Raw genomic sequence first — 24,773 nt, 5'->3', positions numbered from 1 at the left:
GAACTGGCAGTTGAACCCTCGTCCAGGGCGCGTCCGGCACAGCCGCGGGGCGCCGGGGCCCGACCGACGGAGGGTGGCAAATCCATGAAATATACGACCGAGACGATGCTCGTCGGTCTGGCCGCGTTTCTGGCGCTTCTTGGCGCCGGCTTTGCCGCCGACGAGCCATTCCGCCAGCACGCCTATGTGCTGTTCATCGTGCTGGCGCTGGCGACGATCGTCCTGATGCGCCGGATCGACTTTTCCGGCGACAAGATGATCCCGCTGAGGGCCGACGGCAGCGGCAAGGCCGCTGCCGGTGCCACCGCGGCGAGCGAGGGCACCACCGTCGCCTATCTGGACGAGGTGGTGCGCTACGGCGTCGTCGCCACGGTGTTCTGGGCCGTCGTCGGCCTGCTCGTTGGCGTCGTCATCGCCTCGCAGCTCGCCTGGCCGGACCTCAACATCCAGCCCTGGTTCAATTTCGGCCGGCTGCGGCCGCTGCACACCTCGGCGGTGATCTTCGCCTTCGGCGGCAACGCCCTTCTCGCCACCTCCTTCCATGTCGTGCAGCGCACCTGCCGGGCGCGGCTGTGGGGCGGCAACCTCGCCTGGTTCGTCTTCTGGGGCTACCAGCTGTTCATCGTCATGGCGGCGACCGGCTATCTCCTCGGCATCACCGAGGGGCGGGAATATGCCGAGCCGGAATGGTATGTCGACCTGTGGCTGACCGTCGTCTGGGTCGCCTATCTGGCGGTCTTCCTCGGTACGCTGGTGAAGCGCCGCGAACCGCACATCTACGTCGCCAACTGGTTCTATCTGAGCTTCATCGTGACCATCGCGATGCTGCACGTGGTCAACAACCTGTCGATGCCGGTGTCGTTTCTCGGCGCCAAGAGCTACTCGGCCTTCTCCGGTGTCCAGGATGCGCTGACCCAGTGGTGGTACGGCCATAACGCCGTCGGCTTCTTCCTGACCGCCGGCTTCCTCGGCATGATGTACTACTTCATCCCGAAGCAGGCGAACCGGCCGGTCTATTCCTACCGGCTGTCGATCATCCACTTCTGGGCGCTGATCTTCCTCTACATCTGGGCCGGCCCGCACCACCTCCACTACACCGCCCTGCCCGACTGGGCGCAGACCCTCGGCATGGTGTTCTCGATCATGCTGTGGATGCCCTCCTGGGGCGGCATGATCAACGGCCTGATGACGCTCTCCGGCGCCTGGGACAAGCTCAGGACCGATCCGGTGCTGCGGATGATGGTGATGTCGGTCGCCTTCTACGGCATGTCGACCTTCGAGGGTCCGATGATGTCGATCAAGTCGGTGAATTCGCTCAGCCACTACACCGACTGGACCATCGGCCACGTCCATTCCGGCGCGCTCGGCTGGGTCGGCATGATCTCCTTCGGGGCGGTCTACCACCTGACGCCGAAGCTCTGGCAGCGCGAGCGGCTCTACTCGCTGCGCCTCGTCAACTGGCACTTCTGGCTCGCGACGCTCGGCATCGTCGTCTACGCCGCGGTCATGTGGGTGTCGGGCATCATGCAGGGCCTGATGTGGCGGGAATACGGGGAGGACGGCTACCTCGTCTACTCCTTCGCCGAGACCGTCGCGGCCATGCATCCCTACTATGTGATGCGCATGCTGGGCGGGGTGATGTACCTCGCGGGCGCTCTGATCATGGCCTTCAACGTCTACAAGACCATCCGCGGCGAAATCCGCCGGGAGGTGCCGATGGGCAGCGCCCTGCAGCCGGCGGAGTGAGGATCGACCGATGACCCAATCCAGCAACTCCAATCCCGCCCTCGACGGCGCGCGGCCCGAATTGAAGGCCGACCCCGTCGCCCGCGGCATCCTCGCCCATCACGGCAAGATCGAGCGCAACGTCACATTGCTCCTCGTCCTGTCGTTCCTGGTGGTGACGATCGGCGGCATCGTCGAGATCGCCCCGCTCTTCTACCTGCAGAACACCATCGAGAAGGTGGAGGGGATGCGGCCCTACTCGCCGCTCGAGCTCGCCGGGCGCAACATCTACATCCGCGAAGGCTGCTACAACTGCCACAGCCAGATGATCCGCCCGTTCCGGGACGAGACCGAGCGCTACGGCCACTATTCGCTGGCGGCGGAATCGATGTTCGATCATCCGTTCCAGTGGGGCTCCAAGCGCACCGGCCCGGATCTCGCCAGGGTCGGCGGCCGCTACTCCGACGAATGGCAGGTGCAGCACCTGATCGAGCCGCGCTCTGTCGTGCCGGAATCGATCATGCCGTCCTACGGCTTCCTGATGCAGGCAGATCTCGACATGAAGGATCCGGCCGGCCACCTCGCGGCCAATCGCGACGTCGGCGTGCCCTACAGCGACGAGATGGTCGAGAACGCCGCCGCCGATCTGAGGGCGCAGGTCGATCCGGACGGCGACACTTCGGGGCTGCTCGCCCGCTATCCGAAGGCGGTGGTCGCCGATTTCGACGGCAATCCCCAGCGCCTGACCGAGATGGACGCCCTCGTCGCCTATCTGCAGATGCTCGGCACGCTGGTCGATTTCTCGGCCTACGAGCCGCAGGAAAACCAGCGCTAGGAGGCGACGCAGATGGACTTCGACTATCACGCCATGCGCGCATTCGCCGATTCCTGGGGGCTGCTTGCGATGGCCCTCTTCTTCCTCGGCGTAGTCGGCTTCGTGCTGCGCCCCGGCGCCCGCCAGGCGGCCGACGATGCCGCCGCCATCCCCCTCAAGGAGGACTGACCCATGGCCGAGACCAGGGACGTCGATCAGATCACCGGTGTCGAGACCACGGGCCACTCCTGGGACGGCATCAAGGAACTCAACAACCCGCTGCCGCGCTGGTGGCTGTGGACCTTCTACGGCTGTATCGCCTTCGCGCTGGTCTACACGGTGCTCTATCCGGCCTGGCCGATGATCAACTCGGCGACCGGCGGGCTTCTCGGCTGGTCGAGCCGCGGCCAGCTGGAGGCGTCGATCGAGGAGGCCAAGGCCGCGAATGCCGGCAAGCTGGATGAGATCGCTTCGCTCGGCGTCGAGGAAATCGCCGCGAACCCGGAGCTTCGGCCGACGGCCATTGCCGCCGGCAAGGCAGCCTTCAAGGTCAACTGCGTCCAGTGCCATGGCTCCGGCGCGGAAGGCGGGCCCGGCTACCCCAACCTCAACGACGATTCATGGCTGTGGGGCGGTTCGCTCGACGCCATCCACACGACGCTGGAACACGGCATCCGCTACGCCACCGACGACGACACGCGGATCTCGGAAATGCCGGCCTTCGGACGGGACGGCGTCCTCGACCGGACGCAGATCGGCGACGTCGCGGAATACGTCCTTTCGCTCGGCGGCAGGAGCGGCGACGAGGCGGCGGTCGAGAAGGGACAGGCGATCTTTGCCGACAACTGCGCGGCCTGCCACGGCGAGAAGGGCGAAGGCATGCACGAGATCGGCGCGCCGCGGCTCAACGATGCGATCTGGCTCTATGGCAGCTCGAAGGCCGACATCGTCGCCCAAGTCACCGCACCGCGCCACGGGGTGATGCCGGCCTGGGGCGAGCGGTTGGGCGAGACGACGGTGAAGGAGCTGACGGTCTACGTGCACAGCCTGGGCGGTGGCGAGTAGCGGCGCATCCGCGACGGCTCTCGCCTAGTCTCGCGAGAGCCGCGCTACCCCTTCAGGCGGCTTCGCGTGGGTCCTTTTGCCGAAGCAGCGCCAGCACGCTCTCCGGATCGCGCTCGATCAGGAACAGATAGGCGCGCACGCCCCCGATGGGGCGCGCTCGGCCCTGTTCCCATTCACGAATCTGATTGATTGTGAAGCCGAACGCCGATGCGAAATCGTCTTGGCTCATCGCAAGACGCATACGCAGGTTTCGAACGTCGATATCATCGGGGACGTAAAGCCTCGCCGGGTTCATCTCTCCCTTCGAAATCGCGATCGCCTCGCCGAGACCCTCTGCGATCTTGTCGAAAGCCTTCTTGCTCATCTCACCCCACCTGTCTTACGGGACCGTTCGCCATAATCATCTACCAACGCCGCGGATAGCGACTTGAGCGCGTTCCGCTCTTTTGCCGTCAGATTGGCCCGCTCGCCTTTCGAGAAGACGGTAATGAGGAAGACGGGCATGTCGTCACCAGAATAAAAGGTGATCGTCCGGTAGCCGCCGCTCTTGCCTTTGCCACGCCCCGCAACGCGCAGTTTGCGGCATCCGCCCGTACCCTGCATTTCAACCCCGGCGTCGGGATTTGCCGACAGGAAGACGACGAGCCTCTCGATCTCGGCTTCGCTCATTCCTGCGTCGCGTGCGGCCCGGTCAAATGCAGGAGTCTGGCAAACCGTATGCATCCGGTCCATGACTGCGTAAGTTGCATAGCCTGTCAAGGACGAACGACTCTCTGCCCTGGCTGCGGTGCCACACCCGCCGAGATCAGTCTGAGGCTTCGGACGGTAGAGCCACGACGGAGAGTGGGCATCGCTCCACTTGACCTCGATCAAGGACGACCGCTCCCCTGCGGTCTAGGAGCTCGGCTGTCGCCCGTATCAACGGGTACAATGCCGAGACCCATTCATGCTTAATCGCCCGGACAGCCCTGACATCCACCGCATCGACGTCGTGCCCGTCAATGCGCCGGTGCGCCAGCAGACCCAGCCACTCTATGCCAAGCGCGAGAAGATCCACCCCAAGCGCGCCGAGGGAAGCTTCCGCCGGCTGAAATGGATCATCATGGCGGTCACCCTCGGCATCTATTACGTCACCCCCTGGCTGCGCTGGGACCGCGGCCCCTTCGCGCCGGACCAGGCGGTGCTCGTCGATCTCGCGCATCGACGCTTCTACTTCTTCTTCATCGAGATCTGGCCGCAGGAGTTCATCTTCGTCGCCGGGCTTCTCGTCATGGCCGGGGTCGGGCTGTTTCTGGTGACGTCCGTGGTCGGCCGCGCCTGGTGCGGCTACACCTGCCCGCAGACCGTCTGGACCGATCTCTTTCTGGTGGTCGAGCGTTTCTTCGAAGGCGACCGCAACGCCCGGATCAGGCTCGACAAGGCGCCCTGGAGCTTCGACAAGATCCGCAAGCGCGTCATGAAACATGCGACATGGATCGTCATTGCAGTGGCGACCGGCGGCGCCTGGATCTTCTATTTCGCCGACGCGCCAACCCTTCTGCAGGACTTTCTCGAGGGCGATGCGCCCTTCGTCGCCTATTCGACCGTCGGCATCCTCACCGCTACAACCTACGTCTTCGGCGGTTTCATGCGCGAGCAGGTGTGCATCTATATGTGCCCTTGGCCGCGCATTCAGGCGGCGATGCTCGACGAGGACTCCCTCGTCGTCACCTATAACGACTGGCGCGGCGAGCCGCGCAGCCGTGGCGCGAGGCGAGCCAAGGCGGCAGGGATTGCGGCGGGCGACTGTGTCGACTGCAACGCCTGCGTCGCCGTCTGCCCGATGGGCATCGACATCCGCGACGGCCAGCAGATGGCCTGCATCACCTGCGCGCTCTGCATCGACGCCTGCGACGGTGTGATGGACAAGATCGGCCGCGAGCGCGGCCTGATCTCCTATGCGACGCTGAAGGACTACGACGCCAATATGGCGCTCGCGACGAACCCGGTCACCGGCGCGATCGAGCCGGGCCGGGTGCGCGATACCGAAGGCCGCTTCGTCACCGCCCTGAAGCATTTCGACTGGCGCGTCTTCCTGCGGCCACGCACGCTGATCTATGCCGGCCTCTGGACGGCGATCGGCATCGGCCTCCTGGTCGCGCTGATGTCCCGCGAGCGGCTGGAGCTCAACGTCCAGCGCGACCGTAATCCGGTCTTCGTCACGCTCAGCGACGGCTCGATCCGCAACGGCTATACCGTCAAGCTCCTCAACATGATCCCCGAGCCGCGCGAATTCCGCCTGTCGCTCGAAGGACTGCCGGGCGCGACGATGTTTTCCGAGGATCTCGACCAGCCGGACGGCCGCAGCTTCGCGGTCAAGGTCGATCCCGACCGGCTGCGGACGCTGAAATTCTTCGTCGTTCAGCCCGCCGGCGAGATCAAACCGGGGACGACCGACTTCCGCTTCGTCCTCGACGACATGAGCAGTTCCGAACGCGCCGTCTACGACGCCGCCTTCGAGGCCCCGGAGAAAGCCAGATGAGCGCAGAAGGCCGCGCCACCCGCGAATTCACCGGCCGGCACATGGCAATCATCATGGTGGCGTTCTTCGGAACGGTGATCTCGGTGAACGTCACCATGGCCTGGTACGCCGAGACGACGTGGAGCGGGCTTGTCGTCTCGAACAGCTACGTCGCCAGCCAGACCTTCGATACCGACACCGCGGTCCGCGAGCGTGAAATCGCCCGCGGCTGGAGGGTGGACACGAGCTATCTCGACGGACGCTTCCGCCTGCATTTGCGCGACGCCGCCGGCCGGCCGATTGAGGGGGCGGCCGTGACGGTGACGATTGGCCATCCGGTCAACGCCAATTTCGATCGTACATTCACCCTGTCCCCGGCAGGCGGCGCCTATGAAGGGGCAACTGCGCTGACCGCCGGGCGGTGGGAGGCGCGAGTGACGATCGACAAGGACGGGCTCGCGCCCTGGCACCGCGCCGTCCGCTTCAGCGTGCGTTAGGGGAGCCTGAGATGAGCTGCTGCAGCCCGGCGCTTGATCTGGCGGAGGCCGAGGAGCGCGTCGTCGCGGCGGACCTGCGCGGCGAAGAACTGCGCCATGCCGGCCGCGTCGGCAGGGACGGCAGCGTCACCTATGTCTTCGCCGTCCCTGACGTCCACTGTGGCGCCTGCATCGCCGCGATCGAGGACGCGCTGAAGCCGCTAGCCGGCGTCGACTCGGTACGGGTCAATCTGACGCTTCGCCGGGTGACGGTGGTGCTCTCGACGACCGACGTCCCGCCCCTCCCCATCGCCGAGACGCTCGCCCGCCTCGGCTATCCGGCAACGCCCGTCGATCTCGGCGACCTCGACGAGCTGGCGCGCGGCAGGCAGTCGGCAAAGCTGCTGACGGCGCTCGGGATCGCCGGCTTTGCCGCGGCCAATGTCATGCTCCTCTCGGTTTCGGTCTGGGCCGGCGCCGACGATGCGACGCGCGACCTCTTCCACCTGATCTCCGCGCTGATCGCCATTCCGGCGGTCGCCTTTTCGGGCCAGGTGTTCTTCCGCTCGGCCTTCGGTGCCCTGAGGGCCGGCCGGCTGAACATGGACGTGCCGATCTCCCTCGCCCTTCTTCTCGCCCTCGGCATGAGCATTGTCGAGAGCCTTTCGGGCGGCGCCGAGGCCTATTTCGACGCGGTGGTGACGCTGACCTTCTTCCTGCTGGTCGGGCGTTATCTCGACGAGCTGATGCGCGAGCGCGCGAGAAGCGCCGTCCTCGGCATCGCGCGTCTCGCCGCCAAGGGCGCCACCCGCATCGTCGACGGGGCGCCGGTGCATGTGCCGATCGACGAGGTCGAGCCCGGCATGCGGCTCCGCGTCTCCGCCGGCGAGCGGATGCCCGTCGATGCGCGCATCGTTGCGGGAGAAAGCACCCTCGACCGCTCCCTCGTCACCGGCGAGAGCGAGCCGTTGGACGCCTCTGCCGGGATGCGGGTCGAGGCAGGCGTCCTGAACCTCTCCGGGCCTCTCGACGTCGAGGCGCTGAGCAATGCGAAGGAAAGCTTCCTCGCCGAGATCATGGCGATGATGGAGGCGGCAGAAGTAGGACGCGGCGCCTATGTGCGGGTTGCCGACCGGATGGCGCGGCTCTACGCCCCCGCGGTCCATCTCGCTGCCGCAGTGACCTTCCTCGCCTGGCTCTTCCTCTCGGGCGGCGACTGGTACCACGCCATCACCATCGCGATCGCCGTCCTTATCGTCACCTGCCCCTGCGCCCTCGGGCTCGCAGTGCCGGTCGTCCATGTCGTCGGGGCATCGCGGCTCTTCTCCGCCGGGATCCTGATGAAGGACGGCTCGGCGCTGGAGCGGCTCGCCGAGATCGACACGGTGGTGTTCGACAAGACCGGCACCCTGACCACCGGCACGCCGGCGCTCGCCCGGACGGATGCCGACGAAGAGGCGCGCGGCGCGGCGCGGGCCCTTGCGGCACGGTCGAGCCATCCCGCCGCCCGGGCGATCCATGCCGGGCTTTCGGCCGGCACCGAACCGGCAATCGAGGCTGTGCGGGAAATTCCCGGCGTCGGCGTCGAGGCGCTGGTCGGCGGCCGGCGGACAAGGCTTGGCCGACCCGCCTGGGTCGCGGAGATCGCCGCCGGGGACCGGACGACCGGAGATGCCGGCGGCGTCGCCTTCGCCTTCGAGAATGGCCCCGCCACGATATTCGAGCTTCACGAGACGCTGCGCGAGGGTGCGGTGGAGGCGGCTTCGGGCCTCGCGGCGGCGGGCCTGCCGGTCGAGCTTCTGTCGGGTGATGCCGAGGGGCCCGTCGCCCGGGTTGCGGCGGCCCTGTCGATCGGGCGGCACCGCTCGGGCTGCCGGCCCGAGGAGAAGATCGCCCGCATCCGCGAGCTGCAGGCGAAACATCACCGGGTGCTGATGATCGGCGACGGGCTGAACGACGCGCCGAGCCTTGCGGCAGGCGACGTGTCGATGGCCCCGGCTTCCGCCTGCGACGCCGGCCGGCTGGCGGCGGACTTCGTCTTTACCCGCGACAGCCTCACCGCGGTTCCCTTCGCGCTCGCCGTGGCAAGACGGGCGAAGCGCCTGGTGCAGACCAACTTCGCCCTGGCGATTGTCTACAACCTCGTCGCCGTGCCGCTGGCGATGGCGGGGTTCGTCACGCCGCTGGTCGCCGCCATCGCCATGTCGGCGTCCTCGATCCTCGTCGTCGCCAACAGCCTGCGCCTCGCGCGCGGATCGCTCGGCGGGACCGCGCCGGCGTCGGCCGCGACGCAGACGGAGAGCGCCCGTCGCCCGCAGCATCTGGAGGCGACCGCTTGAGCGCCCTCCTCTTCCTCATACCGGCCGCGCTGTTTCTCGGGCTGCTCGGCCTCCTGGCCTTCCTCTGGTCGCTGAAGAGCGGCCAGTATGACGACATCGACGGTGCCGCCTGGCGGGTGCTTGAGGATGAGGAGGACGGGCCGAAACGGTCATCGGAGCTCTGATCTCGCATGGCAGCGGCGCCCCTCGCCCTTCGAGGCTCGCTCCGCTCGCACCTCATGATGAGGGGCGACTGTGGCGCGGTGCGCCTTTCAACCGACGCGGCTCCGACGGTGATCTGCTGCTTTGATGCGATGCGCTATCCAGCCAAAACGATCAGGAGGAAGCGCCCATATGCGACAATCGAGGAACGCAAGGCGTCTCCAAAGTCCCTAATCCTGAGGTGCGAGCCGAGCGACGCGAGGTGAGCCTCGAAGGGCGAGGGACGGCAGGCTCCATTGAAACCGTCAGATCTGCCCAATGTCGATGGCCAGCAAAGAGACTGCAGCGATTGGCGGAGCGCCCCTCGCCCTTCGAGGCTCGCTGCGCTCGCGCCTCAGGATGAGGTGCGGCTATGGCGCGGTGCGCCTTTCAACCGACGCGGCTCCGACGGTGATCTGCTGTTTTGAGATGCGCTATCCAGCCAAAACGATCAGGAGGAAGCCTCCATCTGCGACAATCGAGGAAACGCAAGGCCTATCCAAAGTCCCTCATCCTGAGGTGCGAGCCGCGCGAAGCGAGGCGAGCCTCGAAGGGCGAGGGACGTCGAGCATCGCCTTTATCCCGGCAGTCGCCACAATCGAACCAACCCGGCGCGGTCCCCTCACCCCGCGATGTCGACAACGCCGGCCTCGCCGTCCTCCGCGCCGAAGGCCAGCAGCCGGCCCTTGCCGTCCCAGGCCATGGTGCGGACCGGCGAGGCGCCGCCGCGGCGGATCAGCGCTTCCTTCGAATCGGCAAAGCGCACGGCGAGGATCATGCCGTCTGCATAACCGATCGCCAGCATGTCCTCGGCCGGGTGGCAGGCGACGGCAGTGACCATCGAATCGCCTCTCGTGCCGAGTTCCAGCGGCGCCTTGCCCATCGGTCCCTCCTTGCCGGAGAACGGCCAGAGGATCGCCGCAGGGGCGCCCGAGGTGGCGAGAAACCTGCCCTTGGCGGACCACGACCAGTCCTTCACCTTGGACGGATAGCCGGTCATGCGCATGTGCTTGCCGTCCTCGACCCGCCAGCCATGAAGGGCGTTTTCCTGCATGGCGGTGACGAGGAAGCGGCCGTCCGGGGAGAAGGTCGCGTCGAGATGGGCGCCCTTCCAGCCGAGCATCGTCGGCACGGCATCGGTCGCCGGGAAGAACAGCGACGCCCCGTCGTAGTGGGCCGTCGCGATGCGCAGCCCCTTCGGCGAAAAGGCGAGACCCTCGACGGTGCGCGGATGAGGCAGTTCCTTCAGCGGCGACTTCGCCGCGAGGACATAGGCGCTGCGGCCGGACGCAAAGCCGACCGCACCGTTCGGCCCGCCTGCGACGGCAGAAATCCACTTGCGGCCGATGCTCGCCAGCTCCTCGGCGCTCTCGCCGTCGGCGGTCGCGACGACGCGGCCGTCCTCGCCGCCGCTGAGGAGCCGCCGGCCGAAACCGTCATAGACGGCCGACAGCAGCCCGCCTTCATGCAGCGTCAGGGCCTTCTCGCCGCCGGCCGGCAGGCGCAGCGTGCCGTCGGCCAGCGCGAAGGCCGGCCGATCGTTCAAGAAGCATGCGGTTTCGACGAAATCGGAAAATTCGTAGGCGGCAATCGAAGGCATCAGGCGGGGGCCTTCGCCTTCGCGGCACAGGCGGCGAACCCCGCCTCGAGTTCTTCGGCGTCGAGGTTGCGGCCGATAAAGACCAGGCGGCTGAGTTTTGCCTCGCCGGCCCGCCAGGGCCGCTGGTGGTCGCCCTCGATGATCATGTGGACGCCCTGAACGACATAGCGGTCCGGATCGTCGTCGAAGGCGATGATGCCCTTCAGCCGCAGGATGTTCGGACCCTGCTCCTGGGTCAGCGCCTGGATCCAGGGGAAGAACTTCTTCGGATCGAGCGGGCCGCCCCTCAGGGAAATCGAGGTCACCGTCACGTCATGGATCGGCGAGGCGCCGTGCGCATGATCATGGTCATGATGGTGATGCCCGTGGTCGTGATGATGGCCATGGTGGTCATGATCGTGGTCGCAGTCCGGCCCGCAGACATGATCGTCATGGGCATGGGCCGCCTCTTCCAGAAAGTCCGGATCGTCGTCGAGAACGCGCTTGAGGTCGAAGGCGCTCTGGCCGAGCACCTTCTTCAGGTCGACGCCGGCCCGCTCCGTGCGGTGGATGACGGCATGCGGATTGATCGCCCGAACCGTCGCCTCGACGGCGGCGAGTTCATCGGCGCTGACGAGGTCGGTCTTGTTGAGGAGCACGACATCGGCGAAGGCAATCTGGTCCTCGGCCTCGCGGCTGTCCTTCAGCCGCAGCGGCAGGTGCTTGGCGTCGACCAGCGCGACGACGGCGTCGAGCTGGGTCTTCGCCCGAACGTCCTCGTCCATGAAGAAGGTCTGCGCGACCGGCACGGGATCGGCAAGGCCGGTGGTCTCGACGACGATCGCGTCGAAGCGGCCCTTGCGACGCGTCAGCCCCTCGACGACGCGCACGAGATCGCCGCGCACCGTGCAGCAGACACAGCCATTGTTCATCTCGTAGATCTCCTCGTCGCTCTCGACGATGAGGTCGTTGTCGATGCCGATCTCGCCGAACTCGTTGACGATGACGGCATATTTGCGCCCGTGGTCCTCCGAGAGAATGCGGTTGAGCAGCGTCGTCTTGCCGGAGCCGAGATAGCCCGTGAGAACGGTGACGGGAATCGGCGCGGCTTGCGTCTCGGACATCGATGTCTCCTCGTTGAAGCCGTGAAGGTCATGGCGTTGCCCGGATATAATCCCGCAAAATCGAGATTGCACGGGGGACATTGTTCCCGGCGGCGCGCGGCTTGGCCGACACGGCGCCATTCGCAGGCGGTGGCGGACTTGCCATCCTGCCCGCCTCGCCTTCCTATGACGCCGACCGATCGGGGCCTTCCCCGATTCTGCGCATCGCGAAAGAGGAACGGCGGCGATGGACGAGAGCGACGAACAGCCGAGGGGCGAACTCACCGTTCGCATTCCGGCGATGCCGGCGGACGCCAATGCCAATGGCGACATCTTCGGCGGCTGGGTCGTCTCGCAGATGGACCTTGCTGCCGGTATCCGCGCCGCCGAACGGGCCCGCGGCCGAGTCGCGACGGTGGCGATCAACGCCCTCGTCTTCAAGAAACCGGTGAAGATCGGCGACACGCTCTGCGTCTACACGATGATCGAAAAGGTCGGCCGAACCTCGATTACCCTCGCCATCGAGGCCTGGACCCAGCGGCGCACGTCCCGCGTCGAGGCGAAGGTGACTGAGGGCACCTTCGTGATGGTGGCCATCGACGACGACGGCCGCCCCGCGGCGATCCCGTCCGAGACGCTCGACTGATCCGACGGTGAACGAGCCAGCCACAGCGGCCGGCCCGAAGCGTCTTCCGATCGCCGCCCTCGCGGCCGGCGAGACGATCGTCTGGGCCGCCTTCTACTACACATTCCCGGCGCTCATCTCGCGCTGGGAAAGCGACGAGGGCTGGGAGAAGACGCTGCTGACGGCGGCCTTCGCCGGCACCATCCTGCTTTCGGCGATCCTCGCGCCGCTGGCCGGGCGGCTGATCGACCGCGGCCTCGGACCGCAGCTGATGACCGGCGCGGCGGCCTTCGGCGCCGGGCTGCTCTTCGCGGTGTCCTTCACCACCAGCCTGCCCCTCTTCTGCCTCTTCTGGCTCGCCCTCGGCATTCCCGTCGCCGGAGCGCTCTACGAGCCGTGCTTCGCCGTCCTTACCCGGGCGCTCGGCCGCCGCGCCAAGCCGGCGATCACCGCGGTGACGCTGGTCGCGGGCTTTGCCGGCACGGTGGCCTTCCCGCTGACCCACTGGATCGCCGAGATCGGCGGCTGGCGCCTCGCCTGCCAGACGATGGGGGGACTGGCGCTGTTCGTCGGCCTGCCGCTCCTGTGGTTCGGGACCTCGCGCCTCGGGGCGGTCGAGGAAGAGCGGGCCGAAATGCCGCCGCCAGCCGCGGCCCCGGCTACGGCCACGACCGCGACCACGACCACGACCACGACCACGACCACGACAAGTGTTGCCGCGCCAGAGCCGGCGGCAAGACCGCAGGCGCAGGCCTGGACACCAGCCCACCGACGGCGGTTCTGGCGGCTGACGGCGGGCTTTGCGATCATCGGCGGCGCCCACGGGCTGATGCTCAATCACCTGCTGCCGATCCTGGAAAGTGCCCATATCGACGAAGGGCTCGCCGTCACCGCGGCGGCGGGGATCGGGCCGATGCAGGTGGTCGGCCGTCTCGGTATGCTCGGTGTCGAGCGGCTGGTCTCGAACCGCATCGTCACCCTGGCGAGCTGCATCGCCGTGACCGTCGGCTCGCTCTGCCTCCTCGGCACGTTTGCTGTCCCCGTCCTCGTCGTCGGCTTCGTCGTCCTCCATGGGAGCGGCTACGGCACGGTCAGCATCATGCGGCCGGTCATGCTGCGCGAGGCGCTCGGCGGAACGAATTTCGGCGCGATCAGCGGCCGCATGGCCCGTGTCTACACCGGCGCGACGGCGCTCTCGCCGTTTCTCGGCTCTCTCCTGTGGCTGATCGGCGGCTACGGCCTTGCACTCGGCCTCGTCGCCGGGGCATGTCTCGTCGCGGTCGTCAACTTCGCGACGCTCTCGAACGAGCCGGTCAGCCTCGTCGACTGACGCGCCAGAAACCACCGCTCACCCTCTCATCACCGGAGAATCTCCGCCTCATGCTGCAAACGCTGGTCCGCGACTATTCCTGGATCCATCTCGGTATCGGCCTCACCGGCAATTTCTGCTTCGTCGTCGGCTCGGTGCTGTTCTTCAAGATGTTCGATGCCTATTACACGCTCGGCGTCTGGCTGTTTCTCGTCGGGTCGTTCGGGATGTTTCTCGGCTCCCTCGGCGAAGTGGCGAAATCGCTCTACGAGAGGCGGGAGAAGCGCGGCGCCGGATCGTGAGACCGTGAGGCGGGCGCCAGCGCCCCCCGTGCCTGCCGGCATCTCCCCCGCAAGGGGGGAGATCACGCAGCGGATGGCTCGCCGCTCAATCGACACCCCTTGCGCAAGCTCGGAGGCCGACGACGAGGCGCGAGTCTCGGTGCGAGATCGATCTCCCCCTTGCGGAGGCGATGCCCGGCAGGGCAGAGGGGAGTAAGCTAGCGACCAGTGCCGGCGAACAGATCGCAGTCATCACCCAAGAGCTGACATGGGCACGCTTCTCGGCTTTGCCGCCATCCTGATGTGGGCGCTGCTGGCGCTGCTCACCGCGCTCAGCGGCGACGTCCCGCCCTTCCAGCTCGCGGCGATGAGCTTCGCCATCGCCAGCCTCATCGGTCTCGTCATGCTGAAGCTTCGCGGCGTCGGCCTCGGGGTCTTCCGGCAGCGCCCGGCGGTCTGGATCGTCGGGGTCGCCGGGCTGTTCGGCTATCACGCGCTCTATTTCGCCGCGCTGAGGAATGCCCCGGCGGCGGAAGCGAGCCTGATCGCCTATCTCTGGCCGCTGCTCATCGTTCTCGGCTCCGCCTCGCTGCCAGGCGAGCGGCTGCGCTGGTTCCACGCCCTCGGCGCGATCCTCGGCCTCTGCGGCGCAGCGCTGATCGTCACGCGGGGCGGCGGCGTCTCGCTCGACCCGAGATACGCGGTGGGCTACGGCCTCGCCATTCTCTGCGCCCTCACCTGGTCGAGCTATTCGCTTCTCTCGCGCCGCTTCGGCGACGTTCCGAGCGACGTCGTCACCGGCTTCTGCCTCGCCACTGCGGTGCTGTCGCTTTTCGCCCATCTCGCCTTCGAGACGACGGTCTGGCCAAGCTCTTCAACGGAATGGCTCGCCGTCCTGATGCTCGGCCTCCTCCCGGTCGGCGGCGCCTTTTATGTCTGGGACTACGGCGTCAAGCACGGCGACATCCAGCTGATCGGCGCGGCAAGCTATGCCGCGCCGCTCTTGTCGACGCTGGTGCTGGTGGCGGCCGGCGAGGCGGAGATGCGCTTCGAGATCGCCGCCGCCGCCGTTCTCATCACTCTCGGCGCAGGGCTCGCCGCCCTGCCGCTGTTCCGCAGGCTGTCGCGCCGGGCGGCATGACCGCCGCCCCGAGACAGGGCCGGGCTCAATTGCCGCCGGGTTTGCGCGGCGTCGGCCGCCAGTCCTTCGGGGCCATTTCGAAACCGGCAAAGTCGAAGGCCGGTGCCACCGTGCAGCCGACGAGGGTGTATTCGCCGAGCGAGGTGGCGGTCTGCCAGCAGCCGGCCGGCACGACGAATTGCGGCCGCTCCCCGGCCTCGATGTCGGGACCGAGGCGATGGGCGGAGGCATCGTGGCCGTTTTCGGAGATGGTTATCACCAGCGGCGCGCCGCCATACCAGTGCCAGACCTCGGCGGCGTCGTTGACCCGGTGCCACTCGGACGTCTCGCCGGCTTCGAGCAGATAGTAGATGGCGGTGGAGCAGGACCGGCCGCCCTTGTCGGTACGCTCGTCCCGGAAGGTCTCGCGATACCAGCCGCCCTCGGGGTGCGGCTTCATTTCGAGACTCCTGACGATCTTGAGCGCGGCTGAACTCATCAGTACTGATCCCTCTTCTTTCTGATCGCTGCGAAGACGTCCACCGGCGCGGCGCCTTCCATCCCCATCGCGGCCATGAGGCCCGGATCGTCGGCCCTCAGGAACGGATTGGTCTTCTTCTCCCGCTCGAGCAGCACGGGCAAGGTCGCCCGGCCGCCTCGCCGCAGATCGTCCACCTCCTTCGCCCGCTCCCTCAAGGTGAGGTTCTCCGGGTCGACGGAGAGCGCGCATTTGGCATTCGTCGCCGTATATTCGTGGCCGCAATAGAGCATCGTCGTCCCCGGCAGCACCCGTAGCCGCTGCATCGAGCCCCACATCATCTCCGGATCGCCCTCGAACAGCCGGCCGCAGCCGAGCGAGAAAAGCGCGTCACCGGCAAACAGCGCCTGCGCCTCCGGCAGATAGTAGGAGACTTCGCCGAGCGTGTGGCCCGGCGTCGAGATCACCTCGACGGTCACGCCGCCGACGTCGATCGTCTCGCCGCCCGAGACCGCACGATCGATGCCGGGGATCTTCATCCGCTCCTCTTCCGGGCCGACGATCTCGGCGTGGAAACGGGCCTTCAGCGCCTCGTTGCCCGCGACATGGTCGCCATGGTGGTGGGTGGTCAGGATGTGGGTCAGCGTCCAGCCGGCCTTTTCCAGCTCGGCGAGGATCGGCCCCTCCTCCGGCGCGTCGATGGAAATTGTCGTGCCGGTCTCCTTCTCATGCAGGAGGACGCCGAAATTGTCGGTCCGGCACATGAACTGTCTGATCTCGAAGGATGCCATGATTCCCTCCGGCTGGGCGTTGCGGGCGCATGTCGGCCCCGCCTGTCGGCGGGGCGTCCGGGTGGCCGCGGCTTCGACGTCGTCGCCGGGCGGCGACAAGACCGCTCGTCCGCGGATCACCGCATCGAGCGCCGAAATTGATATGCGACGGTTTCGAGCCAGCCGACCTTGGTCTTATATGGGAAGCAGCGCCCGAGCTGAAACCTTTGGAGACGACGCCCTGTCGACCAATGCCGACATCATCGATCTGTGCAATTTCTACGCCTCGCCTCTCGGCGTGGCGGCGACCCGCTCCATTTCGGTCGCGCTGATCCCGATCTGGCGGCCGATCTCGGAAGAGCGGCTGCTCGGGCTCGGCTATGCGACGCCCTATCTGGCGCGCTTCGGCACCGACTGCGAGCGCTCGCTCGCCTTCATGCCGGCGGCGCAGGGCGCCGAGCGCTGGCCGCTCGCCGCACCGCTGAGGACCGCGCTCGTCGGTATCGAGGACCTGCCGCTCGGCGACGCCTCGATCGACCGCATCCTGATGGTCCATGCGCTGGAATTCGCCGAAAGCCCCGAGGCGCTGCTCGCCGAGGCCTGGCGGGTGCTGGCGCCGGGCGGCAGCCTCGTCGTCGTCGTGCCGCACCGGCGCGGCATCTGGGCAAGGTTCGAGCACACGCCCTTCGGCTCCGGCCGGCCATGGTCGCGGGGTCAGCTGACCCGGCTCCTGCGATCGGTGAGCTTCACGCCGCATGGCTGGAGCGAGGCGCTGCTGTTTCCGCCCTTCGAGCGCCGCTCGCTGGTCGGCTTCGCGCCGGCGCTGGAGCGGATCGGCCGCAAGTTCTGGCCGCTCTTTGCCGGCGTCGTGGTGATCGAGGCGGTCAAGCAGGTCTATCGTGGCATTCCCGTCGCGTCCGCCGCCAAGGAGCGCAAGGTGATGAAGCCGGTGCTGGTGCCGGCCGGCGCCGGCGTCGGGGCAAGGATGGTCAAGCCGGAAGCCTGAGGGCGGCATCGCGCTGAAGACCAACGCGACGCCTCGGTATCCGCCATTTCGCGGCTCGCCCGTTCAGTCGAGACTGACCGCGGTGATTTCGGCCTGATGCGCGCCGGCGCGAAACGTGTCGCCCTCTTCCTTGCCGATCATCTGCCGTGCGATCGGCGAGAGATAGGAAATCAGCCCTTCGGTCGGGTCAGCCTCGTCGATGCCGACGATCCGGTAGCTCAACACCTTGCCGTCGTCCCGGCGGATCTCGACGCGGTGGCCGAACTGCACGACCTCGGTGTCGTCTTCCGGGATCGTCAGCTGCGCGGTCGAGCGCCGGGCCCGCCAGTAGCGCATGTCCCGGTTGACATGCGCCATGGCGATCTTGTCGCCCTTTTCCCGCGCCTCCTCCAGCGCCGCCTCGCCCTTGACGATCTCGGCGTCGAGTTGAGCGAGGCCGCGCTCGGTGACGAAATTCGGATCCGTCCCGAGATCGCGCTCCGGCAGGCCCTCGACCTGATCCTCGTTCGGCTCCTTGACGAATGCGACGCTCATCGATGCTCTCTCGTTACGCTGGCTGGCGGAATGACTCCCGCAATCAGTGGTATATAGGGCGGCCTGGTCGCATTTCAGTCATGCCGCATGTTACAAAGAGGCGTTAGAACTGCACTTCCGGGAATTTTCGTCGAAGGCACCTACGAGTTGATGGCAGGGATCCTGCCGATTCTGCACGGTTTTTGAAAGCCGACCAATCTGGCCGAACCGATTGAGGTGCGCCTTCGACCTCAACGTCGCGTCTGGGATAGTGCGCAAAGACGTACGCGATGGAGTAGGTGCTATCTCGCCAGTACATCCGAGCCTGAATCAGCATGGGTCCGTAATAGGCGAAACGGGCTCGAAACTGCGGATCATCCTCGACGTGGCAGACAGCTATCTTCGGAAAATAGGGACCGGCCGACCACTCGACGCGGACCGGGAAATCCCTGCCTTGCTTTTCCTGCGCTTCGATCCAAACTCGCGCTTCGAACCCCTGCCCCGGATGGAAAGTTGGGAATACCTCAATCGCGGGAAAATTGCGTCGACAATTGCCGATTGCCTCGGCGCGCAACGCTTCGAAGGGCTGGTCCTCGTCACCGCGCGGCCGGAAGTAGGCCCGATCCTTACCGCTGGGCGAGGGTCGACTGATAACGCGGTCGTCCACCGCCAGCCTACGCCAATGCCACTCCGGCGCCGGCAGGTCTTGATTTCGCGAGTCCTTTAGAACCAAGCCACGCGTCTCGATATGGATTCGGGCTTGCCGGGCCGGCCCGTGCCATCTCAGACTGATTAAGTTATACGTGTTCTTCGCACCGTCCGTCTGAGGCAGCTCTGTGCTCCCGGCGCTACCCCCTGCGACCACCACGATCGGGCGCACGCGTTCTGTTGCCCAGGCGAGTTCGGCATCGAAGAGGAATATGTATGGCACGTGCTTGTGCCCGTGCAGCACGAGCTGAAATTCCTCGTCCCGCAACAGGTTCAAGAGCATGTCGCCGTAGCCGACCGCGTCATTACCTCGCCTGGCCTCGGCCAAGCCGGGCAGTAACACCGGATGGTGGTGGAGCAGTGCAATCCGGATAGCGCTGCCCTGCTCCGCCTCACCAAGCTCGTGCAGGCCTGCGCGTAAATTGGCGATAGAACTATGGTCCACCTCCCCCCGTCTCTCCCCCGGCTCACCCCTTTGCACGTAGGCCGATGAATTGATCTCGGCGACGATCAATCCCTGGTCAGACTGGTCAATGACGCGAGAGAGCAGGTGCGGCTTCTCTTCGTTGAAGTACATTGGGGCCGGAGGGGGCGCGTGGCCGCCACCAAGCGCAGTTGCGCTCTCCTCTTTGTGCAGTGCGTCCAGGTGGCCACGATAAAACCGGCAGTAGCTATGCCAGCGGTCAACGTAGTGCTCCTCGCTGTATCGAACGTCGTGGTTGCCTGGAACCATGAAGATGTCGCGCGACTGTATCCGCCAGTTGAACACCGTAGCGCCATGCAATGCGGAGAGAAATCTTCGGGCCTGGTCGTATTCCGTCTCAGCTCCCGTCTCAGTGAAGTCGCCGGTCAGGACAAAAATGACACGAACCGGTGCGTTGGCCGGGCTTGCGAAGGCGTTCGGGTCCGCCAATCCCTCCGCGCTTGATTGGCGGATCAGGCTCCCGAGGTCTTTCAGTATCGACTCTTCGAGTTTTGGGAACCCCTCCCGCGGGCCACGTTGGCCATTGTCACCGGGCGGCGGGTCGAACCTGTGCTTCTCGCCGAAATGCATGTCCGACACGTGGACGATGATGAGTTGCTGCCAATCCACCGAGGCGCCGCGTTTTGGGTCCATCATTTTACGACCCTCCACCCCAATGCAGCGAAGGGGCCAGAGGGTGGCACATGATACAGCCCCCGTCCGTCGAGTTGCGCCCGGATAAGGGAACCACTAATCGAACGGCTATTGCCGGGCCAAATCTGCATATCAACGTCGGGTCCACCCTCCGGTTTAGTTTGCGGCCACGACATTAGTCTGACCACCGCCGGACCGGCGTTCATCACAACAACGGTTGCACTATCCCGACCTTCATGAATGATAGGATCATAGGACGGATCGACATAGGTAACTCCATCGAACATCGAAAGCCCTTTCGAATTGCCGGCTGTAATTAAGGACAGCATTCGTATGACGATACACGACCGAGGATTTCTCGCATGCAGAAGCGCAATTGAAAGATGCACACATTTGCTTCTACAACGCTAGTGCATTCGCATCAGATTTTTGGCGAGCTGCAAACCTTTCGTTTGCGAAGAAACTTTCCACTCTCTGGCCCGATCGAGATTTAGATGCAAAACTAAGTCGCTGCACAACTGATAATCCGCGCCTCCCAGCGCTTTCTCGCCCGTCCGGGATTTTCTTTGCCGGCCGGAGCCGCTAGCAAGCGTTCGTGGCACCCGGCAGGAGAATCCGACGCATGAAAACCCGCGCAGCCGTCGCCTTCGAGGCGAAGAAACCCCTCGAAATCGTCGAACTCGACCTGGAAGGCCCGAAGCAGGGCGAGGTCCTCGTCGAGATCATGGCGACCGGCATCTGCCACACCGACGCCTACACGCTGGACGGTCTCGATTCGGAAGGTCTCTTCCCCTCGATCCTCGGCCATGAGGGCGCCGGCATCGTGCGCGAGGTCGGCGCCGGCGTCACCTCCGTGAAGCCCGGCGATCACGTCATTCCGCTCTACACGCCGGAATGCCGGCAGTGTAAGTCCTGCCTCTCCGGCAAGACCAATCTCTGCACGGCGATCCGCGCCACCCAGGGCAAGGGGCTGATGCCGGACGGCACGACCCGGTTTTCCTACAAGGGCCAGCCGATCTACCACTATATGGGCTGCTCGACCTTCTCGAACTTCACCGTCCTGCCAGAGATCGCCGTCGCCAAGATCCGCGAGGACGCACCCTTCAAGACGAGCTGCTACTGCGGCTGCGGCGTCACCACCGGCGTCGGCGCCGTCGTCAACACGGCGAAGGTCGAGCCGGGCGCCAACGTCGTCGTCTTCGGCCTCGGCGGCATCGGCCTCAACGTCATCCAGGGCGCCAAGCTTGTGGGTGCCGACAAGATCATCGGCGTCGATCTCAACGACGACAAGAAGGCCTGGGGCGAGCGCTTCGGCATGACGCACTTCGTCAATCCGAAGAGCGTCGATGGCGACATCGTCGCCCATCTCGTCGAACTCACCGGCGGCGGCGCCGACTACACCTTCGACTGCACCGGCAACACCACCGTCATGCGCCAGGCGCTCGAAGCCTGCCACAGAGGCTGGGGCGTCTCGGTGGTCATCGGCGTGGCGGAAGCCGGCAAGGAGATCTCCACCCGGCCGTTCCAGCTGGTCACCGGCCGGGTCTGGAAGGGCTCGGCCTTCGGCGGCGCCAGAGGCCGCACCGATACGCCGAAGATCGTCGATTGGTACATGGACGGCAAGATCCAGATCGACCCGATGATCACCCACACCCTCAGCCTGGAAGAGATCAACAAGGGCTTCGACCTGATGCATGAGGGCAAGTCGATCCGCTCGGTGGTCGTCTACTGAGGCTGCCCATGGCCGAAGGCGAGTGGCGCTGGACCACGTTCGATGCACTGAGCGGGCGGGAGGTCCACGATCTTCTCAAGCTGCGCATGGACGTGTTCGTCGTCGAACAGGCCTGCGCCTTCGCCGAGATCGACGGCCGTGATCCGGAGGCGCTGCATCTGCGGCGCTTCGTCGGCGGCGACCTCGCCGGCTGCCTCAGGCTGTTTGCGCCGCAGGCGCTGGAGCATCGCGCGAGGATCGGCCGGATCGCCACGGCGGCGGCCCATCGCGACACCGGGCTCGGCCACGCCATGATGGAGGAAGCGCTGCGCTTTTGCGCGGAGCGCTTCCCCGGCGCGCAAGTGGACCTCTCCGCCCAGGCGCATCTTGAGGGCTTCTATCGCCGTCACGGCTTTCTTCCGGTCTCGAAGATCTATCTGGAAGACGATATCCCGCATCTCGACATGCGCCGCCCGGCCGAGCCGCCGAAAGATCACCCCTGACATCCCGCCGGTCCCGTGGCATCGCCGCGGCCGGCGGCACCGGTATCCACGGAGGAGAACAAATGTCTCTCGAAACCCTATCGACCAACCGCGCCCATGGCGGCGTCCAGGGCGTCTACAGACACGCTTCCCAGCAGACAGGCACGGACATGACCTTTTCGGTCTATGTGCCGCCCCATGCCGAAGGCGCGAAGCTGCCGGTGGTCTGGTACCTCTCCGGCCTCACCTGCACCCATGCCAACGTCACGGAAAAGGGTGAGTTCAGGAAGGCCTGCGCCGAACTCGGGCTGATCTTCGTCGCGCCGGACACCTCGCCCCGCGGCGAAGGCGTGCCGGACGATGCCGAGGGGGCCTATGACTTCGGCCTCGGCGCCGGCTTCTATGTCGACGCCACCGAGGAGCCCTTCGCCAAAAACTACCGCATGTGGTCCTATGTCACCGAGGAACTGCCCGCCCTTGTCGCCGAGAATTTCCCGGCCGACATGAGCCGCCAGTCGATCCTCGGCCATTCGATGGGCGGCCACGGTGCGCTGACCATCGGCCTGACCTTCCCCGAGCGTTACAAGGCCGTCTCTGCCTTCGCGCCGATCGTCGCGCCCGGCGTCGTTCCCTGGGGCGAGAAGGCCCTGCCCGGCTATCTCGGTGACGACAAGGCCGCCTGGCGAAAGCACGACGCGGTGGCACTGATCGAGGACGGCGCCCGGGTGGACGCCCTCCTCGTCGATCAGGGCACCGCCGACAACTTCCTCGACGGCCAGTTGAAGCCGAAACTCCTCCAACAGGCCTGCCGCGCCGCCGGGATCGACCTGACCCTGAGGATGCAGGAAGGCTACGACCACAGCTACTATTTCATCTCGAGCTTCATGGCCGATCACCTCGCCTGGCACGCCAAGCGGCTCGGCTAAAGCCAACCAATTGCGGGCGAAGCGGGAGCGGACCTCCTCGCTTCGCTCGGCCGCTCTGCCGTGTCGACGCGAGGAGCGTGGCGCATTCGCCACTGTCGGTCGCAATCGGGCCGGTCGGCGCCGCGAAACCATTGCCGGCATTCATGAAAGCGGTGGCAATTGCCGGCGACATTGCCTAACGATTCCGGCAGGTGTCGTGGCGGGGAGTGTCAGCTTGCGGCTTGGAATCAAGCGTCTGACGCATGTCGACCTGCCGCAGAAGGCCGCGCATCTCCTTCCGGTCGTCGCGACGCAGATCCTATTCGCCATCGTCTGCAGCGGCGTCTCCATCGGCCTGCGCTTCTTCGCCGACCTGTTCCTGCCGGGCGCCGGCCCCTTCGCTCTGACGATCCCCGCCGTACTGGTCGCGACGCTGTTCGGCCGCTGGCTCTGCGGGGCGATCACCGAGACGATCTCTTCCCTCTATGCCTGGTATTTCGTCCTGCCGATCCAGGGCAGCTTCCAGTTCATCGCCGCCGCCGACGGGCCGCGGGTGATCGCCAACATGCTCGCCGGCTATTTCGTCGTCGCGCTGGCGGAGCTGTTCCGGCGCGCCGTCCGCAACGCCCTCGCCGACCGGGACGCGCTGCTCCTCGAACTGCAGCACCGGGTGAAGAACAATTTCGCCTCCATCGCCTCGGTACTGCGGCTGCAGGTCTCCGCGACGGACAGCGACGACGCCAAGCAGGAGCTGAACGCTGCGCTGGGGCGGGTGGAAAGCTTCGCCCAGGCCTATGAATTCCTCTATCACGACGCCGACTATACCGGCGCCGTCGACATGCGCGTCTATCTCGAAGGACTGTGCAAGGCGCTGGCCTCGTCGATCGGCTCGGCCCGCAACGTGCAGATCCTCTGCGATACCGAAGCGGTCGACATGCCGCGCGACCGGGCGATACTGGTCGGCCTTCTGGTCAACGAAGTCGTCAACAACAGCATCAAGCACGCCTTCGAGCCGGAAGGCGGCGGCGAGATCCGCGTCCGCTTCCGCAGGCAGGACGGCGCCTATCATCTGGTCGTCAGCGACAATGGCCGGGGCATGACCGGCGAGGGCCGGCCCGGCTCGCTCGGCATGCGCCTGATCCGCGGCCTCACCGCACAGGCGAACGGCACGCTCGAAACCAAAAGCGGCGCCGATGGCACCCGCCAGGAATTCACCTTCCTGCCATAGAGTGTCGTCGCCGCTCGCCGAGCGCGCATCGCTTAGCAGCGATCCATGGGCGCGAGCGCAGCGGCCGACACTTACCGCCTCAGCACGAACACCGCCTGCTGGCCGAAGAGGTTCCAGAACCACCAGGGCATCTTCATGCCCATCTTCTGGCCGGTCGCATTGATGGCGATCGCCGTCTCGACCGTCGCGCCAAGTTCGTCGGCGAGCGCCACGAAGTCGCGGATGGTGCAGAAATGGATGTTCGGCGTCTCGTACCAGGCATGGGCGAGGTTCCGCGTCACCGGCATGCGGCCGCGCAGGCCGACGGCATAGCGGATCGTCCAGTGGCCGAAATTCGGAAAGGAGACGATCGCCCGCTGGCCGATCCGTAGCAGCTCGGAGAGCACGACCTTGGGATTGTGGGTCGCCTGGATGGTCTGCGAGAGGATGACATAGTCGAAGGCGTCGTCCGGATAGTGGACGAGGTCGCGGTCGGCATCGCCCTGGATCACCGAAAGGCCGCGGGCGACGCATTCGTTGACGCCGGCCTGGCTGAGCTCGACGCCGCGCCCGTCCACCTGCCTGCGTGTCTGCATCAGCTGCAGGAGCGCGCCGTCGCCGCAGCCGATATCGAGGACACGCGAATGCGGCGCGACGAGATCGGCGATCACCTCGAGGTCGAGGCGGATGCCTGCCGGCGTCGCGGTCACCGTCTCGCTCGTCGCCGTCGGCCCGTGGGCGCGCGTATCGGCCGACAGCG

At 66.2% G+C, this 24,773-nt stretch carries 26 protein-coding genes; 17 read left to right on the top strand and 9 right to left on the bottom strand.

Features of this window, described 5'->3' with window-relative positions; genetic code table 11:
* Positions 1 to 84: 84 nt before the first annotated feature.
* From ccoN to ccoP, 4 genes are read left to right on the top strand one after another with little or no spacing between them, the layout of a single operon-like run.
* On the top strand, positions 85 to 1,746 hold the full coding sequence (gene ccoN, locus E3C22_RS00255) for a cytochrome-c oxidase, cbb3-type subunit I (protein ID WP_134759096.1): 1,662 nt from the start codon (positions 85 to 87) through the stop codon (positions 1,744 to 1,746).
* 10 nt (positions 1,747 to 1,756) lie between these two features.
* The gene (gene ccoO, locus E3C22_RS00250) at positions 1,757 to 2,560 is read left to right on the top strand and encodes a cytochrome-c oxidase, cbb3-type subunit II (protein ID WP_134759094.1); all 804 of its coding nucleotides are present in this window, start codon (positions 1,757 to 1,759) and stop codon (positions 2,558 to 2,560) included.
* 12 nt (positions 2,561 to 2,572) lie between these two features.
* Complete coding sequence (locus E3C22_RS00245) at positions 2,573 to 2,728, top strand: cbb3-type cytochrome c oxidase subunit 3 (RefSeq protein WP_134759092.1); 156 nt, start codon at positions 2,573 to 2,575, stop codon at positions 2,726 to 2,728.
* A 3-nt stretch (positions 2,729 to 2,731) separates the two neighbouring features.
* Positions 2,732 to 3,604 carry a cytochrome-c oxidase, cbb3-type subunit III gene (ccoP, locus tag E3C22_RS00240; protein ID WP_134759090.1) on the top strand — a complete coding sequence of 291 codons (873 nt, stop codon included), beginning with the start codon at positions 2,732 to 2,734 and terminating at the stop codon, positions 3,602 to 3,604.
* Positions 3,605 to 3,656: 52 nt separating this feature from the next.
* Here the strand turns inward: ccoP and E3C22_RS00235 are convergent, their stop codons facing one another.
* Both E3C22_RS00235 and E3C22_RS00230 read right to left on the bottom strand, forming a co-directional pair.
* Positions 3,657 to 3,968: a helix-turn-helix domain-containing protein gene (locus E3C22_RS00235; RefSeq protein ID WP_134759088.1), complete on the bottom strand. Its 312-nt coding sequence runs from the start codon at positions 3,966 to 3,968 to the stop codon at positions 3,657 to 3,659.
* Positions 3,965 to 4,327, bottom strand: a complete 363-nt coding sequence (locus E3C22_RS00230; RefSeq protein WP_134760829.1) for a type II toxin-antitoxin system RelE/ParE family toxin — start codon at positions 4,325 to 4,327, stop codon at positions 3,965 to 3,967. The genes E3C22_RS00235 and E3C22_RS00230 overlap by 4 nt, the downstream gene beginning before the upstream one ends.
* Positions 4,328 to 4,550: 223 nt before the next feature.
* Between E3C22_RS00230 and ccoG the strand changes: the two genes are divergently transcribed.
* The 4 genes from ccoG to ccoS are packed head-to-tail and all read left to right on the top strand — an operon-like array spanning position 4,551 to position 9,083.
* Positions 4,551 to 6,125, top strand: coding sequence for a cytochrome c oxidase accessory protein CcoG (gene ccoG, locus E3C22_RS00225; RefSeq protein WP_134759086.1), 1,575 nt, complete (start codon positions 4,551 to 4,553; stop codon positions 6,123 to 6,125).
* Positions 6,122 to 6,601 (top strand): FixH family protein, encoded by a 480-nt coding sequence (locus tag E3C22_RS00220; protein ID WP_134759084.1) that lies wholly within the window; start codon positions 6,122 to 6,124, stop codon positions 6,599 to 6,601. Before ccoG ends, E3C22_RS00220 begins: the two co-directional genes overlap by 4 nt.
* Positions 6,602 to 6,612: 11 nt before the next feature.
* Entirely contained in the window at positions 6,613 to 8,919 is a 2,307-nt protein-coding gene (locus E3C22_RS00215; protein ID WP_134759082.1) for a heavy metal translocating P-type ATPase, read from the top strand.
* On the top strand, positions 8,916 to 9,083 hold the full coding sequence (gene ccoS / locus E3C22_RS00210) for a cbb3-type cytochrome oxidase assembly protein CcoS (protein WP_134759080.1): 168 nt from the start codon (positions 8,916 to 8,918) through the stop codon (positions 9,081 to 9,083). The genes E3C22_RS00215 and ccoS overlap by 4 nt, the downstream gene beginning before the upstream one ends.
* Positions 9,084 to 9,721: 638 nt before the next feature.
* On the opposite strand, the gene E3C22_RS00205 is transcribed toward ccoS, so the two are convergent.
* Entirely contained in the window at positions 9,722 to 10,699 is a 978-nt protein-coding gene (locus E3C22_RS00205) for a WD40 repeat domain-containing protein (protein WP_134759077.1), read from the bottom strand.
* Positions 10,699 to 11,802: a CobW family GTP-binding protein gene (locus tag E3C22_RS00200; protein WP_134759075.1), complete on the bottom strand. Its 1,104-nt coding sequence runs from the start codon at positions 11,800 to 11,802 to the stop codon at positions 10,699 to 10,701. Before E3C22_RS00200 ends, E3C22_RS00205 begins: the two co-directional genes overlap by 1 nt.
* A 226-nt stretch (positions 11,803 to 12,028) precedes the next feature.
* On the opposite strand from E3C22_RS00200, the gene E3C22_RS00195 reads away from it, so the two are divergent.
* From E3C22_RS00195 to yddG, 4 genes are all read left to right on the top strand, one after another.
* Complete coding sequence (locus E3C22_RS00195) at positions 12,029 to 12,427, top strand: acyl-CoA thioesterase (RefSeq protein WP_134759073.1); 399 nt, start codon at positions 12,029 to 12,031, stop codon at positions 12,425 to 12,427.
* A 7-nt stretch (positions 12,428 to 12,434) separates the two neighbouring features.
* Positions 12,435 to 13,736, top strand: coding sequence for an MFS transporter (locus E3C22_RS00190; RefSeq protein WP_134759071.1), 1,302 nt, complete (start codon positions 12,435 to 12,437; stop codon positions 13,734 to 13,736).
* Positions 13,737 to 13,786: 50 nt separating this feature from the next.
* A complete protein-coding gene (locus tag E3C22_RS00185; RefSeq protein WP_134759069.1) occupies positions 13,787 to 14,017 on the top strand; it encodes a YrhK family protein in 231 nt (76 codons plus the stop codon).
* Positions 14,018 to 14,264: 247 nt separating this feature from the next.
* Positions 14,265 to 15,137: an aromatic amino acid exporter YddG gene (gene yddG, locus E3C22_RS00180; RefSeq protein WP_134759067.1), complete on the top strand. Its 873-nt coding sequence runs from the start codon at positions 14,265 to 14,267 to the stop codon at positions 15,135 to 15,137.
* A 25-nt stretch (positions 15,138 to 15,162) separates the two neighbouring features.
* Here yddG and E3C22_RS00175 read toward each other — a convergent pair whose 3' ends face one another.
* Complete coding sequence (locus E3C22_RS00175) at positions 15,163 to 15,615, bottom strand: cupin domain-containing protein (RefSeq protein ID WP_134759065.1); 453 nt, start codon at positions 15,613 to 15,615, stop codon at positions 15,163 to 15,165.
* Entirely contained in the window at positions 15,615 to 16,385 is a 771-nt protein-coding gene (gene gloB, locus E3C22_RS00170; RefSeq protein WP_134759063.1) for a hydroxyacylglutathione hydrolase, read from the bottom strand. The genes E3C22_RS00175 and gloB overlap by 1 nt, the downstream gene beginning before the upstream one ends.
* 178 nt (positions 16,386 to 16,563) lie before the next feature.
* Here gloB and E3C22_RS00165 point away from each other — a divergent pair, with 178 nt between their 5' ends.
* Positions 16,564 to 17,370: a class I SAM-dependent methyltransferase gene (locus tag E3C22_RS00165; RefSeq protein ID WP_134759061.1), complete on the top strand. Its 807-nt coding sequence runs from the start codon at positions 16,564 to 16,566 to the stop codon at positions 17,368 to 17,370.
* Between the two features lie 63 nt (positions 17,371 to 17,433).
* Here the strand turns inward: E3C22_RS00165 and E3C22_RS00160 are convergent, their stop codons facing one another.
* Entirely contained in the window at positions 17,434 to 17,904 is a 471-nt protein-coding gene (locus E3C22_RS00160; RefSeq protein WP_134759059.1) for a GreA/GreB family elongation factor, read from the bottom strand.
* Between the two features lie 103 nt (positions 17,905 to 18,007).
* Positions 18,008 to 19,711 (bottom strand): metallophosphoesterase family protein, encoded by a 1,704-nt coding sequence (locus tag E3C22_RS00155; protein WP_134759057.1) that lies wholly within the window; start codon positions 19,709 to 19,711, stop codon positions 18,008 to 18,010.
* A 619-nt stretch (positions 19,712 to 20,330) separates the two neighbouring features.
* Between E3C22_RS00155 and E3C22_RS00150 the strand changes: the two genes are divergently transcribed.
* The 4 genes from E3C22_RS00150 to E3C22_RS00135 all read left to right on the top strand — a co-directional run bounded on the left by E3C22_RS00150 (position 20,331) and on the right by E3C22_RS00135 (position 24,034).
* Positions 20,331 to 21,440, top strand: coding sequence for an S-(hydroxymethyl)glutathione dehydrogenase/class III alcohol dehydrogenase (locus tag E3C22_RS00150; protein ID WP_134759055.1), 1,110 nt, complete (start codon positions 20,331 to 20,333; stop codon positions 21,438 to 21,440).
* Between the two features lie 8 nt (positions 21,441 to 21,448).
* Positions 21,449 to 21,922, top strand: a complete 474-nt coding sequence (locus tag E3C22_RS00145) for a GNAT family N-acetyltransferase (protein WP_134759052.1) — start codon at positions 21,449 to 21,451, stop codon at positions 21,920 to 21,922.
* Between the two features lie 62 nt (positions 21,923 to 21,984).
* A complete protein-coding gene (fghA, locus tag E3C22_RS00140) occupies positions 21,985 to 22,827 on the top strand; it encodes an S-formylglutathione hydrolase (protein ID WP_134759050.1) in 843 nt (280 codons plus the stop codon).
* 214 nt (positions 22,828 to 23,041) lie between these two features.
* Positions 23,042 to 24,034 carry a sensor histidine kinase gene (locus tag E3C22_RS00135; protein WP_134759048.1) on the top strand — a complete coding sequence of 331 codons (993 nt, stop codon included), beginning with the start codon at positions 23,042 to 23,044 and terminating at the stop codon, positions 24,032 to 24,034.
* Positions 24,035 to 24,105: 71 nt separating this feature from the next.
* On the opposite strand, the gene metW is transcribed toward E3C22_RS00135, so the two are convergent.
* Positions 24,106 to 24,723: a methionine biosynthesis protein MetW gene (gene metW / locus E3C22_RS00130; protein ID WP_167591638.1), complete on the bottom strand. Its 618-nt coding sequence runs from the start codon at positions 24,721 to 24,723 to the stop codon at positions 24,106 to 24,108.
* Between the last annotated feature and the right edge of the window lie 50 nt (positions 24,724 to 24,773).

This window comes from Jiella endophytica (assembly GCF_004519335.1).
Taxonomy (GTDB): Bacteria; Pseudomonadota; Alphaproteobacteria; order Rhizobiales; family Rhizobiaceae; genus Jiella; species Jiella endophytica.
Note: the sequence above shows the minus strand (reverse complement) of the source record. Positions and strands in the feature narration are given on the sequence as shown.